10 protein-coding genes are annotated in these 15,850 nt (G+C 70.9%); 8 read left to right on the top strand and 2 right to left on the bottom strand.

The window, feature by feature from the left end; genetic code table 11:
• Window positions 1-180 precede the first annotated feature (180 nt).
• The 4 genes from dctA (at window position 181) to ACYVHU_RS05075 (ending at window position 5,317) form a co-directional block, all read left to right on the top strand.
• Entirely contained in the window at window positions 181-1,707 is a 1,527-nt protein-coding gene (gene dctA / locus ACYVHU_RS05090) for a C4-dicarboxylate transporter DctA (protein ID WP_078760682.1), read from the top strand.
• A 1,187-nt stretch (window positions 1,708-2,894) separates the two neighbouring features.
• Window positions 2,895-3,401, top strand: coding sequence for a DUF5753 domain-containing protein (locus ACYVHU_RS05085; RefSeq protein ID WP_498947662.1), 507 nt, complete (start codon window positions 2,895-2,897; stop codon window positions 3,399-3,401).
• Between the two features lie 176 nt (window positions 3,402-3,577).
• Window positions 3,578-4,054 carry a hypothetical protein gene (locus ACYVHU_RS05080; protein ID WP_498947660.1) on the top strand — a complete coding sequence of 159 codons (477 nt, stop codon included), beginning with the start codon at window positions 3,578-3,580 and terminating at the stop codon, window positions 4,052-4,054.
• A gap of 642 nt (window positions 4,055-4,696) precedes the next feature.
• A complete protein-coding gene (locus tag ACYVHU_RS05075; RefSeq protein ID WP_078760684.1) occupies window positions 4,697-5,317 on the top strand; it encodes a YigZ family protein in 621 nt (206 codons plus the stop codon).
• 44 nt (window positions 5,318-5,361) lie between these two features.
• Here the strand turns inward: ACYVHU_RS05075 and ACYVHU_RS05070 are convergent, their stop codons facing one another.
• The gene (locus ACYVHU_RS05070) at window positions 5,362-5,844 is read right to left on the bottom strand and encodes a glutathione peroxidase (protein WP_078760685.1); all 483 of its coding nucleotides are present in this window, start codon (window positions 5,842-5,844) and stop codon (window positions 5,362-5,364) included.
• Between the two features lie 80 nt (window positions 5,845-5,924).
• Here ACYVHU_RS05070 and ACYVHU_RS05065 point away from each other — a divergent pair, with 80 nt between their 5' ends.
• The 3 genes from ACYVHU_RS05065 (at window position 5,925) to ACYVHU_RS05055 (ending at window position 9,213) form a co-directional block, all read left to right on the top strand.
• A complete protein-coding gene (locus ACYVHU_RS05065) occupies window positions 5,925-6,884 on the top strand; it encodes a carbohydrate kinase family protein (protein ID WP_498947658.1) in 960 nt (319 codons plus the stop codon).
• An 83-nt stretch (window positions 6,885-6,967) separates the two neighbouring features.
• Window positions 6,968-8,422 (top strand): hypothetical protein, encoded by a 1,455-nt coding sequence (locus ACYVHU_RS05060; protein WP_144389993.1) that lies wholly within the window; start codon window positions 6,968-6,970, stop codon window positions 8,420-8,422.
• Window positions 8,423-8,622: 200 nt separating this feature from the next.
• Window positions 8,623-9,213 carry a sigma-70 family RNA polymerase sigma factor gene (locus tag ACYVHU_RS05055; RefSeq protein ID WP_078760689.1) on the top strand — a complete coding sequence of 197 codons (591 nt, stop codon included), beginning with the start codon at window positions 8,623-8,625 and terminating at the stop codon, window positions 9,211-9,213.
• A gap of 13 nt (window positions 9,214-9,226) precedes the next feature.
• Here ACYVHU_RS05055 and ACYVHU_RS05050 read toward each other — a convergent pair whose 3' ends face one another.
• Complete coding sequence (locus ACYVHU_RS05050) at window positions 9,227-10,717, bottom strand: hypothetical protein (protein ID WP_498947656.1); 1,491 nt, start codon at window positions 10,715-10,717, stop codon at window positions 9,227-9,229.
• A gap of 224 nt (window positions 10,718-10,941) precedes the next feature.
• Between ACYVHU_RS05050 and ACYVHU_RS05045 the strand changes: the two genes are divergently transcribed.
• Window positions 10,942-15,819 carry a beta strand repeat-containing protein gene (locus ACYVHU_RS05045; RefSeq protein WP_498947654.1) on the top strand — a complete coding sequence of 1,626 codons (4,878 nt, stop codon included), beginning with the start codon at window positions 10,942-10,944 and terminating at the stop codon, window positions 15,817-15,819.
• Window positions 15,820-15,850 lie beyond the last annotated feature (31 nt).

The raw sequence follows: 15,850 nt of genomic DNA, 5'->3' as shown, positions 1-15,850 counted from the left end.
CCTATGGCGTCGCCTCCCGGAAGACCGGCGGCGTGGACGCTCGGTGACCAGGCGTGGCACAGAGTGCCGAAATGTCAGATGAACCTGAAGTTTCGCCCGTGTGGCTTGTCCGTTTCATGCCTTGGTGAAGAGCATCACGTGATGCCCCGCACAACCCCGCAGTAACAAAGGAGGACCAGAGTGCCCGCCTTCGGACGAGCCTCCGCGACCGGAGACGGCGGTTCCGCGACCGCTCCGGACACCGCCAAGGACACGCGGCCGGCCGGCCGCAAGCGCCTGTACCAGCAGCTCTACTTCTGGGTCGTGGTCGCGATCGCCCTGGGCATCGCGATGGGCCTGGCCTTCCCGGAACAGGCGGCAGGGCTGAAGTGGCTGGCCGATCTGTTCGTCAAGCTGGTCAAGGTCGTCATCGCGCCGACGATCTTCTGCACCGTCGTCGTCGGTATCGCCAACCTGGGCGACCTCGCCAAGGCGGGTGGTCTGGCGCTGCGGACCCTGACCTACTTCATCGCCATGACCGTGGTGGCGCTGGGCATCGGCCTGATCACCATCAACCTGTTCCGCCCGGGCGTGGGCCTCAACCTGTCCTTCGACGAGGCCGACGCCGCCGAGACCATCGCCAAGGCCGGTGACGCCGGCTCCGAGGGCTTCACCGGGTTCGTCCTCCACCTGGTGCCGGAGTCCTTCTTCTCCGCCTTCGTCGACGGCCAGCTCATCCAGGTGCTCGTCCTCGCCATCCTCGTGGCCTGCGCGCTGACGATGATCGGCGAGCGCGGCAAGGGCGCCATCCGCGGTCTGGACACCTGCGCCAAGATCATGTTCGGTGTCATCAAGATCGTGATGTGGGCCGCCCCGATCGGCGCCTTCGGCGGCATGGCCTACACCATCGGCGAGTACGGTGGCGAGGTGCTGGGCAACCTCGCGTTCTTCATGCTCAGCTTCTACGTCACCTGCCTGCTCTTCATCTTCGTGATCCTCGGCGCGGTCTGCCGTCTCGCCGGGTTCAGCCTGCTCAAGTTCCTGCGCTACATCCGCGACGAGCTGCTCATCGTGCTGGGAACCTCCTCCAGCGAGTCGGTGCTGCCGCGGCTGATGACGAAGCTGGAGGCCGCGGGGGCGAAGAAGTCCGTCGTCGGCCTGACCGTCCCCACCGGCTACTCCTTCAACCTCGACGGCACCGCGATCTACCTGACCATGGGCGCGATCTTCATCGCCCAGGCCACCGGTTCGGACGTCTCCGTCTGGCAGCAGCTCGGCCTGCTCGCCTTCATGCTGCTGTCCAGCAAGGGCGCGGCCGGCGTGTCCGGCGCGGGCCTGGTCACCCTGGCGGCGTCGCTGGCCGCGTTCGACGACATCATCCCGCTGGCGGGCATCGCGCTCATCGTCGGCATCGACCGCTTCATGTCCGAGGCGCGCTCGCTGACCAACCTCATCGGCAACGGCGTGGGCTCGCTGGTCATCGCCCGTTGGACCGGCGATCTCGACCGCGAACGGCTGTCCTACGTCCTGGACAACCCCCGCGACGTCAACGTCGACGCCCTGATGGCGGCCGAGGACAGGGAGTTCGCGGAGCAGGCGACGGTCGGGGCGGACACCGCCACACCCGCCCCGGCGGCCTCGCCCGCGGCGGACGCCCCGTCCACCGCCGCCGACGGTGACACCGCTCCCGCGCAGGAGGGGCGTACCGGGGCCGGCGTCTCCGGCTGACGGCTCCTCCCGGCCATCGGCCACCTCCCCCCACGGGCGCCCGCGCACCCCCTCCGCGCGGGCGCCCGTCCCGTTTCCGGCCCCCTTTCGGTGGCACCGGCCGAGATGGGCGCCACCGTGGACCGCCGGACCGGACGGCCCGTGACCGCACCCATCCGGAGAAGATCCCGCCGGTCTCACCTGTCGGGGTCTCCCGTGTTCTTCGGAGGCTCCAGGACGTAGCGCCGATAGGGACGTTCGTCGAGGACGGACACCGGCGCCCCCTTGCCGGCGCCGCGCGCGCCTCCCACCATCGGGAAGAACCGAAGACGTAGGGCCTGGCATCGGAGCGGGAGCAGGGACGCATCCGGCGCCTCCTCGGTTCCGAACGGACAACACCCTCGGACGGTGGCGGAGGGACCGAGACCCCAGGGACCTCGAACGCACCGCCGCTTCAAAGGAGTCTGAGGACCTTGGGAGCGACATCGGGGTATATGAGTGCCAGCAGCATGACCGCGAACGCGGACACGCAGCGCTAAGGTCGCGCACAGCTCTTCTTCCTGGGTACAGCAGGTTGGAGGGTCAGGTCCCGTGACAGGTGTCGGCGCACCTGCCGGGACCGTTCTCATGTAACGGTGGAAAGCTCAGTACGGGTGCGATGTCAGAGCGGGCCTGCTGGCTCCTGGCACCATTCCGCGTGCTCGGGTCATCTCCGGTGATGGGGACCGGGGAAGCAGGAACCGAGATGGCTTTCATGTCCACCTCGTAGCCCGAAGCACAGGCGTCGCCAAAAGCCGAGCTATCTCATCCGCGCACTTCTCCGGGGTGTCAGAAGGCGCCACCATCCATTCGCCGAGCGCGTTCCGGAAGTGATGGAAGCTTTCACAGGGGTGGCTCTCGAACTTGAGAGGCGCATCCATCGGCCCCTATGAACGAGCTCTGCGTACCCACCTCGGCCAGGCTGGATGAGGCCCTTGAGGCGAACGGCCGCATGTTGGCCCTGTGTGAGGGCGCGAGCCGGGCCAGTTATCCGGAGTATGCGGGCAATTTCTTCCAGGCCGTCCCCTTGGCAACCGTCATGCGGGACTACCGCCCTCTCCTGATTCCTGTCCTCTTCCGACCGAGGAGTACGCTCGCGCGACCTTCCGTGCCGGCAGCGTCCTTGCCTCGGAAGACAAGGTCACCCGGCTCGTAGAGAGCCGCATGCAGTGAAAAGAAGAGCTGGAAGAGGCACAGACCCCGTCATCTGGGCGATCATTCCCGAGGCCGCGATCAGGCGGCTTGCCAATGATCCAGATATCCTGTCCGGGCAGGTCGGAAAACTTCTTGAGCCAGTGGATTCCGGCCGCGTCGAACTCCAGGTAGCGCCTGCCGGCCTCGGCGTGAGACGCCATCCGGGACCATCTGGGCCTTTCACGATTCTCTCCTTCATTGACGAAACCGATGTGGTCTATGTCGAAGGCGCCGGGAGTGGGAACCTGTTCAGCGGCTCGGACACAGCAGAGGAGATGACTCTTCTGTTCGGAGAGTCGCAGGCTGCCGCCCTGTCCCCAGACCGGACAGTGAAGCCTCTTGGACGAATTAGAGGAGGAGTAAACAGATCCCGGTTGGAACAGGTCCAGCTACAGCAAGGGCTAAACAGACAAATACGTGGGAGCATGCACGAGAGGCCCCGGCGAAGTCAAGGCCAGAGACCCCCGGAACCGCAACCTTGACCCCCCATCCTTCCTCGGAAAAGAACGGGACTCCCGCCTGAAGGATTCGAGGTCAGGAAACCCATAAGCAGCCACCCCCTTCCAGCTCCACACAAAAGGACTTCTCGGTCGGATCCACCCTTTTCAAACAGGAAACGGAATCCCGAAAAAACCCAGGCGGACGAAAGAGGGTCAAGATGAGAGACGGAAAAGAACCGAGTGGTGCACTTTTCTTCGCATTACAGTGCACATCCACGGGAGGGGTCGCCTCGACGATCACGATCGCCTTGACCTTACTCAACAGCGTTGACGACACCCATAAGCTCACGGTTCTCCATTATTCGATCGCCCTGCTTTCAGGCTACGCCACCCTGTCTCTACCTCTCTTCTTGATCGGCCTGCTCCACAGGGGCACCGAGAACGACCTACTACCCCCGGTCGCAACTCTTCTCGTCGGAGTAGCGTACGGCACGCTCTTCACCTACCTCCTGACAGCCGACGTCGGATTTTGGGCATCTCTACTCTATGGGATGATCTTCTGGCTCCCCCTCGAAGGAATCCGCAGACTCTCACTAGCGATCCACTCGAAGAAGACCATCAGACTTCTCTCACTCATCTTGCCCCTCTCGCTCTTTCTCGCGACACTCTTAATGCGCCACCTCTTTCAGAATTGATCGACAGGAGAACGGCCCATCCTTCGTTCACCCATAGAAGCATTGAGACCACCGGGCCGCGAAGCTCGACCGTACTACTTCAACCGCTCGACAACCGCGTACGCAACGATCTCGGGGACGTATTCACAGCGGCACCGGCATCCGAGACGCAGCGAGACTTGTCCGGACTGTCCCGAAGTACGAGTGCGCCGTTAGGAGCCGGCTCGAAACTACTTCACGAGACCGGCCGGAATCGCAGCAACAGTGCGTTCTCGGCAATGGAAGGAAACAGCCACCGACATAGAGCACGCCCAAAGAGCAGTCACTCTCCGAACATGCTGTACGCCCCAGAGTCCCATCGCAGCAGGACTGCCGTACCGTCGGAGAGTGTCCGCGGGGCGCCCGGCGGAGGGGAGGTGTGTGGGGCCGGGTGGGGCTCCTCCTCCGTTGTCATCCGACGCGACGTCCGGGCATGACCGGCCCCGTCCCGGTCGCGGTCCGGCCCGGAGCCTCGGGATGCCCGATTACCGAGATCGCCACGCAGGCGGAGACCACCGGGGCCACGGAGAGGGGCGACGCCCTCTGGCACCTCGGGGAAGACCGCGATGGCCCCAGGGCGCCCGTGCCGCCCGTGGTGGAGCGGCGCGTACGATCGAAACGGTCATGAGAACGATTCGACGCGGCGGCGAGCACGAACTCGACATCCGCAAGTCCCGCTTCATCTGCGCGCTGGCGCGGGTGGGCGACGAGGACGAGGCGCGGGCGTTCATCGCCGAACGGCGCAAGCTGCACTGGAACGCCAACCACAACTGCACCGCCTACGTGATCGGACCCGACGGCCGCATCCAGCGCTCCAGCGACGACGGCGAACCCTCCGGGACCGCCGGCGTGCCGATGCTGGAGGTGCTGCGGCACCGGGAGCTCACCGACACCGTCGCCGTCGTGACCCGCTACTTCGGCGGGATCAAACTGGGCGCCGGCGGTCTGATCCGCGCCTACGGCAACTCCGTCTCCGCCGCGGTGGACGCCCTCGGCGTGCTGGAGCGGCGCACCCTGCTGGTCGTCGCGGTGGTCGCCGACTATCTTCGGGCCGGCCGGCTGGAGAGCGAGCTGCGCGCGTCGCGCCACACGGTGCTCGACGTCCACTACGGCACCGACGTCCAGATCGACGTGGCGCTCCCCGAAACCGAACTCGCGGAGTTCGAGGCGTGGCTGGCGGAGACGTCGGCCGGAGAGGCCCTGTGCGAGGTGCAGGGCACGACCGTGGTCGAGGTCGAGCCCTGACCCCGCTCCCGCGCGGACTGAGCGGCCCCGCGGGAGCACGCCGTTCAGGAGGGCAGGTTGGCCTCGATCGCGCCGACGACGGCCGGATCCTCGGGTTCGGTTCCCGGCCGGAACCGGGCGAGCACCCTCCCGTCCGGCGCGACGAGGAACTTCTCGAAGTTCCACTGTACGTCCCCGGCCTGCCCCTCGGCGTCGGGGGTCGCGGTCAAGACGTCGTACAGGGGGATCCGGCCCGGGCCGTTGACCTCGCTCTTCTCCAGCATCGGGAAGGTGACGCCGTAGGTGAGCGAGCAGAACTCCCGGATCTCCTCGGGGCTGCCGGGCTCCTGCCCCATGAACTGGTCGCAGGGGACCCCCACCACGGAGAAGCCCCGGTCGGCGTAGCGTTCGTGGAGCCGTTCGAGCCCCTCGTACTGCGGGGTGAGCCCGCACTTGGAGGCGACGTTGACGATCAGCAGCAACCGTCCGCTGGGCAGCGAGGTCGGCTCGCCCTCGAGGGTGCGCAGTTCCAGATCGGTGATGGACATGGCCCGAGCCTAGCCTCCGCCCCCCGCCTGTCCCGGGCGGCGCCTCGAAGGCGGGATGATCGGGAGGACAGGGAGGTGACATGGGACGACTCGTGCACTGCGGCGCGGTGATCGCCGATCTGGTCATGACGGTGCCGGAGCTCCCGCCACCGGGTGGCGACGCCTTCGCCACCTCGGCCGTGACGACGCCGGGCGGCGGGTTCAACGTGATGTCGGCCGCGGCGCGGGCCGGGATGCCGGTGCTCTACGCCGGCGCCCACGGGACCGGGGACCGCGGCGACCTGGTGCGCGCGGCGCTGGCCGCGGAGGGGATCGGGATCCTGCACCCCCCGGTCCCCGGTCAGGACACCGGTTTGTGCGTGGCCCTGGTGGACGCGCGGGGCGAACGGACCTTCGTCACCCGCCTGGGCGCCGAGATGGTGCTCGACGCCCAGGCGCTGGCCCGGATCTCACCGGCGCCGGGCGACCACGTCTACGTGGTCGGCTACGGGCTGATGGCCGGCCCCCACGTGGCCGAGCTGGACCACTGGATCGGCGGACTCGGCCCCGGGGTCCGCCTGGTCGTGGACCCGGCGCCGGTCGTGGCGTCGATCGCCCCCGACCTGCTGGAGCGTGTCCTGCGCCGCACCGACGTGCTCAGCCTCAACGCCCGCGAGGCCGGGCAGGTGACCGGGGCGCAGACCCCTGAGGCCGCGGCCGAGGCGCTGGCCGGGCGGATCCGGGCGGAGGGGACGGTCGTGGTGCGCGACGCGGCCCGGGGGTGCGTGGTGGGCCGGGCCGGCGGCCCGCCGGTGCGGGTGCCCTCCTTCCCGGTCGAGGCCGTCGACACCATCGGCGCGGGGGACGCCCACGTCGGCGTGTTCCTGGCCGGCCTGCACGATGGCCTGTCCCCGGTGGAGGCGGCGCTGCGGGCCAACGCCGCCGCCGCGATCGCGGTGACCCGGCGGGGACCGGCGACCTCCCCCCACCGGCGGGAACTGGAGGACTTCCTCTCCGCCCACCCGCCCCGTTCCGGCGCCCCCGTCCACCACGTCCGGTGACGATCCGGTAAGGAGGCGTGTTCACGGGCCGCCACCCGTTTTAGGATCTCCCTACACGTAGTCGTCCGAGGGAGAGCCGGTCCATGCGCACTTGGCGGCGGACCCCCCTGGCGCCGGTCACCGGCCTCGTGCTGCTGTTCACCGCGGTGGCCTGCACGGACGAGCCGCCACCGGAGCCGGCGGGCTCACCCAGCGCCGTGCCCACGAGCTACACGGGCGCGGCGCCGCCCGGCCTTGGCCCCAGCCCCGTCCGCGTCCTGCACGGCCCCGGCTCCGACGGCCCCGACATCCTGGACGACCCCATGGGGGTCCGCTTCCAGGGGGTCGGCGGGTCCTTCCTGATCAGCTCCAACAGCGAGGAGCACCACGTCCTCCAAGACGCCCTTGACGGCACGGCGCTGTGGGAGGGCGAGCAGCGCGTGGAGCGCTTCACGACCGACCGCGAGGGCGATGACGTCTTCGAGGTCAGCGCGCGACGGGACGGGCGGACGGTGACGGGGGTGGTGGACGACTCCGGCGCCCGGGTGTGGAGCGGATCGGACCCGCGCGAGAGCTATCTGAACGGCTGGGTGGTGCGCCGTCCCGAGGGCTGGAGCAGCGACGACCCCCACGGCCGGTTCTCGCTCCTCGACCTGGACGGGTCGACGGTGTGGGAGTTCGTGTTCGAGCCGCCGGCGGATCCGGAGGAAACACCCGGCTCGTCGACCGAGGAGGAACCGGAGGAGGCCGACGCCGAGGACACCGGCGTCCCGGTGGCCGCCCACGGGAACGTGGTGTTCCTGGACGACGGGACGGGGCAGGTGCAGGCGCGCGACCTCGACGACGGCGGCGCCCTCCTGTGGCGGGCCTCGGGAACCGACCCGCAGATCGCCGGCGCCAGCGCCTTCCCCCGCCCCCTCCCCGAGTTCGTCGGCTTCTACGACCTCCCCCTCCCCGAGGGGGACGCCTCTGCGCCCGGCAGCGCCTCCGAGGCGGAGGCGACGCCCACCGAGGGCGAGGAGCCGCCCCCGCGCACGACCGTGCTGGTGCGCTGGGGCAGCGACGAGGATCCCTCGGTCCTGTCCCTGCACGACGTGCACTCCGGCGAGATCGTGTGGTCGCTGACGGAACCGGGCGCGAACCCGGCCGATGGGGACTTCGGCCCCGCGTTCGTCCCGGGGACCGTCCACGACACGGTGACGCACACGCTCCTGCTGCCCCAGGGCAGCGGGGCGACGCCGATGATCGCGGTGGACCTGGTCTCGGGCAGGATCCGGTGGACCTTCGACGACGAGACCGAGCGGTCGATCTCGCCGGCGTTCGCGCTGGGCGGGCACGTCTACGGGGACGCGCGGGGCGCCGCGGAGGACTCCCAGGTCGTCCTGGGCGCGGCGGACAAGGAGATCTCCGGCGGCGGGCTCACCGGTTACGTGGAGGCCGTCACCGACGACGGGTACGCGCTCGTGGTGCAGGACGGACAGCGGTTCGTCTTCCCTCCCGTGGCCGGTTCCGGCCCGAGCCCGACGCCGGGGCGGGGAGAGAGCACCGGGATGCACTGAAGCGACATAAGGCCACTTCAACCTTGTTTTGTCACTTTAAGTGACATTACGACTTGGTGAAAAGCCGGGGCACTTCATCCCCGGAGGACAGCCGCGCGGATAAAACGGACGATGTAGCCGGATAACTTCGTACCGGTACGAGCGCCATCGGCCCTGTCCACGCCCAGGCGCCGCTCTCCGCCCGCCTCCGGGAAGACCCCATGCACAACGCCGAAAAAGGCCCTTGCCCCGATTCCAGCGACCGTTCGGCCGAACGCCGGGCGGTCGACGTCCGCCCGAGCACCGATGACGAGTACTTCCGGTTCCGAGAGCTGTTCGACGCGCACTACGACGCGCTGCTGAAGTTCGTCGTCCGGGTCAACGGCGGCAACCGCCACGCGGCCGAGGACATCGCCCAAGAGACCCTGCTCAAGGCCTGGCGCGGCCTGGACGGCCTGCGCGGCGACGCCCAGGAGATCAGGCCCTGGCTCTACACCGTCGCCCGGCGCCTGGTCATCGACGCCGACCGCTCCCGCCGGGCCCGGCCGCAGGAGGTCGCCGACGCCCCGCTGGAGGAGATCCCGACCAGGGACCCCACGACGTCGCTCGTTCAGACGATGGCGGTGCACCAGGCGCTGGCGACCCTGTCGATGCAGCACCGCACCGTGATCGAGTACGTCTACCTGAGGGACTACGCGACGGAGACCACCGCGCGCATCCTCGGCATCCCGGTCGGCACGGTCAAGTCGCGCCTGCACTATGGGCTGCGCATGCTGCGCCGGACGCTGGGGATCGGCTCCGCCGGCTCCTGAGAAGCACGCCGGGTCACTGGGGGTCGGGGAGCCGCAGCAGGGGACGCGGACCGATCGCTCCCGTGTCGAGCACGCCGGTCTCGTCGACCCGCCACTGCCAGTGCGCGTAGACCGACTCCCCCGTCACCACCACCAGGGTCCCCGGCGGCGTGTCGGCGAGGGCGTCACGCTCGGCCGGCGTCAGCGGCCGGGCGACGGCGATCACCTCGCGCAGTTCCGACGGCGCGTCCGGGCCCCACATCGCGTTCGAGGTCACCCGTCGCACCCCCTCGGACACCTCCGGTCGCTCGGGCAGCAGACGGTCCAACGGCCGGTCCGGCGTGGCCCAGGTGACCGTGCATCCGATGCCGCGCAGTCCCTGGGCGATCACGGTGACCGCCTCCGCCGCGGTGGCGCGGTGCCCGGCGATCGCGACCGGGCCGTTCGCCCGGGAGAAGTCCACGAAGACCTGCCGGTCCTCCTCCATCCCCAGCGCGACGAGCATCGCCTGGGCGGGGCGGACGATCACCTGCGAGGCCGTCGCGAAGGACACCGCCGACGACGAACGCCCCGCCGCCCGCTGCCAGAGGGTCGCCTCCTCGCCCGTTCCGGCCCGCCACGCCCCCGCGGGCGGCGTGCAGTCGGCGGGGACGACGAGCCGCAGGTCATCCCCCCGTCCGGCCAGCACGGCGAGGGGGCGCGCCGGGACCGCGGCCGGCGCGCTCTGCACCTCGATGACGGCCGTCCCGGCACGCACCCGCGCCCCCTTGTCCTGGAGCATGAGGTCGGTGACCTCGGCCCGGCGCTTGCGGGCGATGCGCACCCGCAGGAACTCCGGGAGCCGGGGGCGGGGCCAGTTGAGCGACCCGAGCTTCTTGAACGGCCACCACAGGGTGCGGAAGATCGGACGCCACCACAGCGCGAGGACGGTGAGCAGGACCAGCACGCCCGCGCCGGCGGCGAGCAGCTTCGGGTCCAGCCCGCTCTCCTCGTCGTCGGCCTGGGCCGCCGCGGGGGAGGCCGACACCGACGGGGAGGGCTGGGCGCTCGGCGAGGCGCTGGGAGAGGGCGACACCGACGGGGAGGGAGAGGGGGACTGCGCCGCCGCCGCGGCCGCGGCCGCCGCCTCGCGTTCGGCCTCGGCGACGCACAGCGGATCGGTGCCCTCGGTGACACCGGGCCCCGAGGCGTCGTCGGGCAGGATCAGCTTCCAGCCCGCCGCGAGGGTGCGCTCGGCCCCCAGCGCGCCGCCGTCGGGCTGCTGCCGCCCCTCGTTGAGCTCGTAGATCTCCTGGGCGCGCAGGGACTCGTCCAGCTGCTCGGCGGCGACCTGGAACAGTCCCACCGAGCCGTCGGGGACGGTGTAGTACTTCACCGTCGGGCACTGCGCGATCGCGGCGTCCAAGGAGGTGGCGGACGGGTCGACCGGCGCGGCGAGCGCGGCCCCCGGCGTCGCGAGCGCCACGACGCCCCCCAGCGCGAGCAGCACGCCGCCTCTCCGCAGGCGCTCAGCGCACACGAGCATCCCCTCTCCTGGCCATGGCGGTACCCGTCCGACGGACGTGCCGGGCGGGGCCTCATCACGCGGTCGTGGAATCGCCGGCGCACCCGCCCACACAGGGGAGTACGGACGCGGACCTCCCCGGGTTCACTCTCGGACCGAAAAAGAAATATCCGACTGAACCGAACGCCCTCCAGGACCGTACTGGTAAGTGGAGTGTCGTCAGTCCGAGTGTCACGGGGGTCGTGTTGGGCCGGGATCTTCGCTGGGAAGTCATCGATCGGGCCTCCGACCCCACACCGTGGGACCTCGAGCGCGTCACGGCGCTGAAGAACTACTACGACAGCCTCTACCAGGCGGCCTACGACGCCTACGAGCTGAGCAAGTCCGGGGGCGACCTGGAGTCCGGCAAGGGCGAGGCCATGGACGCCCTCAAGGAGCTCATGCGCGAGCTGCCGGGCATGCTGGAGAAGACCTACACCTCCTACGAGCAGGCCCGGGACGCCTACGGCGACTACTACACGGCGCTCGAAACCGTCCAGGACGCCGTCAAGACGGCGATCACCAACGGCGCCCCCCACTACGACGCCTGGAAGGCCGACCCCGAGGACGAGGACGCCAAGTCCCAGCTCGACGTCTACCGGACCAACGCCGAGAACGCGATCTCCACGTTCCAGGAAGCGGTCAGGGAGATCGCCGGGAACCTCGAGGACGCGGCCGACGCCGGGATCGAGGAGCGCAACCCCTGGGAGAAGGTCGTCGACTGGTTCGAGGACAACCCCTGGGTGAAGGTCGCGCTCGCGATCACCGCCGGCGTGCTGATGATCCTGCTTCCCGGCGCCTGGGTGATCCTGGCGGTCGCCCTCGGCGGATTCCTGCTCGCGCTCGACGTCACCTCGCTGATCGAGTCCGGCAAGTTCGGCTGGAACTGGGAGACCGTGCTGACGCTCGGCCTGGGCCTGCTGTCGATGGTCCCCGGCTTCGCGCTGGCCCGGGGGATGAGCCTGGCCGGGCGCGGGATCACCAGCGTCACCAGCACCGCGCTCACCCGCAGCGGGACCATCGGGGCGGGCATCCGCAGCGCCGCGGCCTCCGTGCGCACCGCCGCCGGCGGCACCGCGGTCGCCCGCTCGCTGGGCAGCTCGCGCGCCTGGTACTCCTCGGTTCGGGCGGGGACCTGGCGCAGCCCGCTCACCAGCACGGTGACGCATCTGGGCATCCAGGGAGCGCAGGACTTCGGCGTCGGCTTGGCCGCCAACATGGCCGTCAACGCGCTGACCGGGCAGAACAAGGACTTCGGCCAGCTCGCGCTGGAGACGCTGCTGACCACCGCGCCCGGCGCCGGGGCGGCGGTGTACCGGGAGCACGTCAACTTCTCCCTCTCCGGCGGCTTCTCGTTGACCGGTGGGGACACGATCCCCTCCGCCTTCGGCGTCAACGACCTGTCGCCGCACATGTCCACCGACTCGCCCAACGCGGGCAACTACGACGGCCTCACCAGCGAGTTCGCCAACGGCAGCGGCACCATCACCTCCGGTGACGGCACGCAGACCTCGGTGACGACGCCCGACAGCGGCGGTTCCGGCGGCCCGCAGGTGAGCACCACCACCCCCGACGACCTGTCCACGGTGTCCACCTACGACTCCACCGGGAACCTGACGGACACGCGGGTCACGATCGGGAACGACGGCCCCACGGTCGTCCACTCCCCCGACTCCGCCGCCCCGTCCACGTCGGTGACCACCACCCTCCCCGACCAGGGGACGACGACCCCGCCCACGGCCACCACCACCGCGATCGACGGGGGCGTCACCTCCTCCGGCGACTTCGGCTCCTTCTCCTTCGACCGCTCCACCACCCCCGCCGGCGAGACGCCGACCGCCCACTACAGTCACGGCGCCTCCGGCGGCGGCACGAACCTCCAGGTCGACTTCCCGGGCAACGGCACCGTCCAGGTCCGCCCGGACGGGGACACCGGAACCCCGCCGCTGGACGTGCGCACCACGCCCGACTCCCTCACGGTGACCACCCCCGACTCCACCGTCACCATGACCACCACCCCCGACGGCGGCCACACGACGACCGTCACCTCCTCCGACGGCACGGCCGGCCCCTCCTACGACAGCGGCGCGCAGCAGGTCAGCGTCACCACCGACACCGGTCCGGCGACCGCGACCCGGACCGAGACCGGCACCCGGTTGGAGGGCCCCGACGGCACGACCGTGGACGTCCCGGCCGACCGCGGCGCCCCCACACAGATCCACCCCGGCGGTTCCGGCGGGCCCGAGTCGATCAGCCACGACCCGGTCCACGGGACCGTCGACGTCCGCTCCGGCGACTCGGTGGTCACCGCCAACGGGTCCGGCGACCTGCTCGTCGGCAACAGCGCCGACACCGTCCGGATCACCCAGTCGGGCGACGGCGCCGGCCACGCCTCGTCGGGAGGGGTCTCGGCGAGCTGGAACGGCGACGGCTCCGCCACCTACGGCTCCTCCGGCTCCCGTTCCCCCTCGGGCGACATCACGTTCGGCGACACGACCGCGCGCCCCGACGGAACCGTCTCCCACCCCGGCTTCGCGGTCCGCGACGACGGCACGCTCACCGTCCGCGAGACCGACGGAACGGAGTGGACGTTCGACTCCAGCGGGCAGGTCGTCGCCGTCTCCCCGTCCGTCGCGCCGGACGCGACCCCGCCGTGGCCGGTGCCCGACCCGGCGACCGGCGCCCCGATGCACACCGCCTCCGACGGCACCCGGGTCGTGCTCGGCCCGGACGGGACCGGCGTCACCACGTCGGACGGCTGGACGGTGACGGTGCCGCGCGGCGGTACCGCCCCCGGTGACGTGCAGGTACGCGGCCCGCGGGACGGCAACGGCGACGCGCTCACGATCACACACACCGCCGACGGCGGGGTCCGCGCCGAGAGCGGCGGCTACGCCACCGAGTCCGGGCCGGGCGGCGTGACCGGGCGGACCCCCGACGGGCAGACGGCGCACTCCTCGGGGGCCGGCGACACCACCATCTCCTCCGGCGCATGGCACACCGACGTCGGCTCCGGCGACGTCACCGTCACCCACCCCGGCGGCCGGATCGCCCTGGACGGCGACGGCGCCGTCGGCAACGGGACGCCCTCGGCCGGGTCCTCCTGGCGGGTGGAGGCGACCCGGGACGGGACCGTCGGCGCCACCACCGGGTCCGGCGCGGGCGTCACCGCGCCGCGCGACGGCGACGTCGTGTTCGACCGGAACGGGACCACCCAGGCGACGCAGTCGCCCGACGGCGAGGTCACCGTCTCCGACCGGGGCCTCAACGTCACCGGCCGCCCCGGCGACGGCGCCGTCGTCGACGGCGGGCCCGACCGCCCACAGGTGCAGGTGCGGCCGGACGGGAGCAGCGTCCTGTCCCCCGACGGCCAGGCCCACCACGTCGAGACCGGGAGCGACGGCGTCCAGCGGGTGCACGTCAACGAGGGCACCGACGGCCAGCCCGTCATCGCCTCCGACGGCAGCGTGCGCGTCGAGACCCCGAACGGCACCGTGGAGGCCCGCGCCGACGGGTTCGACGCGCGCGGCAACGGCAACAGCCACGTGCACGCCGACGGCACCGGCACCTCCGTGCGCACCGACCGTCCCTTCCAGCCCGAGACGACCGTCACGCACGCGCCCACCACGTCCGGTGGCGCCGATCCGCTGGTCACGGTCTCCCGCGACGGGACGACGACCACCTACGACACCACCGGCCCGCTCGGTCAGGGCCCCGACGCCGGCTCCGGGTCCACCGCGCCCAGCCTCACCCGGCAGCCGGACGGCACCTACACCGTGGAGACGCGGACGCCGCACCGCGGCGAGCACCCCACCCCGGGACCGCTCATGGAACGCAACCCCGAGACCGGCACGAGCGGTGTCTCCCACGGCGACCTCACGATCCGCCAGACCGGCTCCGACGGCTCCGGAGCCTCCCCCACCTCCACACCGGGCGTGGAGGTCCGCCCCGCGCCGGACGCCCCCACCACGCGCCACAACCCCGACGGCTCCTCCACGATGGAGGGCCGCGACGTCACCGTGCACCGCTCGGCCGACAATCAGCAGACCACGGTCACGCCGGCGTCGGGCGACGGACCGCGCGTGCTGTGGGAGAACGGAACCGTCAGGGTCACCGACGGATCGGGTGGCCCCCTGCTCTCCCGCGATCCCGACGGGACCGTCACGGCCGCCGACGGCCAGGTGGTGCCGCGCGGCGCCACCCACACCCCCGCCGACGGGGGGCCGGCGATCACCCACGCCCAGGACGGCACGGTCACGGTCGGCGGCGGGGACCCCCGGGCCACCGTCACCATCGACCCCCGCGGCCGGACCGAGGTCACCACGGCGGGTTCACACGAGACCGTGCGGATCAGCGAGAGCGGCACGGCCACCACGACCAGCACCCCCTCCGGGGACCGTCCCACGACGACCGTCCGCCAGTTCACCAACGGCCAGGTCGCCGTGGACCACCGTCCCCCCGCGGGGGAGGCCGGGCAGCACAGCACCACCCGGATCGGCAGGTTCGGCGCGGCCGAGTCGCGGGTGCGCACGGTGGACGCGGACGGGCACCGTGTCGACAGCTGGGCCGTGGGCATCGACCAACGCGGCCAGGTGACCAGCGCCGACACCCGGATCTGGCACTACAACACCGAACCCGTCCGGCTCCGGCCCAGCGGGATGCTGCACACCGACAGCAACCTGCGGGAGATCTACCTGTCGGGCGGCCGGTTCCGCCCCGACGGGACCATGACCCCGCAGGTGCGCCGGGACATGCGGACCACCGCCGTGGACGAGCTGAAGAACGACTCCGCCAACGCCTTCACCTCCTGGGCCTCCGACCTCGCCGGCGGCAAGAGCCCCCTTGAGGCCTTCACCGGCTTGATGTACGCACTGATCAAGGGCAGCGGTCAGGGCCGCTGGATGAACACCCCCGGCATGGGCGAGAACAGCTGGGCGGACGGCAGCTGGAAGTTCGTCGCCGAGGTCGCCAAGGTCAACACCGTGGGCCACTGGGAGGACTGGCTCGGCGGCCCCACGAAGGAGACCGAGGACAAGGCCAAGGAAGAGGCCGAGAAGCTCGAACAGGAGGCGGCACAGAGGTGAGAACGCTTTTCCCAATCCGACGCGGTGACGC

This window comes from Marinactinospora endophytica (assembly GCF_054780875.1).
The sequence above is the reverse complement of the archived record's forward strand: the minus strand, read 5'-3'. Positions and strand labels throughout refer to the sequence as shown.

Excerpts from the sequence above, each read along its gene's own strand:
- ACYVHU_RS05080 (WP_498947660.1), top strand. The coding sequence starts at position 3,578 with ATGAGAGACGGAAAAGAACCGAGTGGTGCACTTTTCTTCGCATTACAG.
- ACYVHU_RS05075 (WP_078760684.1), top strand. The coding sequence starts at position 4,697 with ATGAGAACGATTCGACGCGGCGGCGAGCACGAACTCGACATCCGCAAG.
- ACYVHU_RS05070 (WP_078760685.1), bottom strand. The coding sequence starts at position 5,844 with ATGTCCATCACCGATCTGGAACTGCGCACCCTCGAGGGCGAGCCGACC.
- ACYVHU_RS05065 (WP_498947658.1), top strand. The coding sequence starts at position 5,925 with ATGGGACGACTCGTGCACTGCGGCGCGGTGATCGCCGATCTGGTCATG.
- ACYVHU_RS05060 (WP_144389993.1), top strand. The coding sequence starts at position 6,968 with ATGCGCACTTGGCGGCGGACCCCCCTGGCGCCGGTCACCGGCCTCGTG.
- ACYVHU_RS05055 (WP_078760689.1), top strand. The coding sequence starts at position 8,623 with ATGCACAACGCCGAAAAAGGCCCTTGCCCCGATTCCAGCGACCGTTCG.
- ACYVHU_RS05050 (WP_498947656.1), bottom strand. The coding sequence starts at position 10,717 with ATGCTCGTGTGCGCTGAGCGCCTGCGGAGAGGCGGCGTGCTGCTCGCG.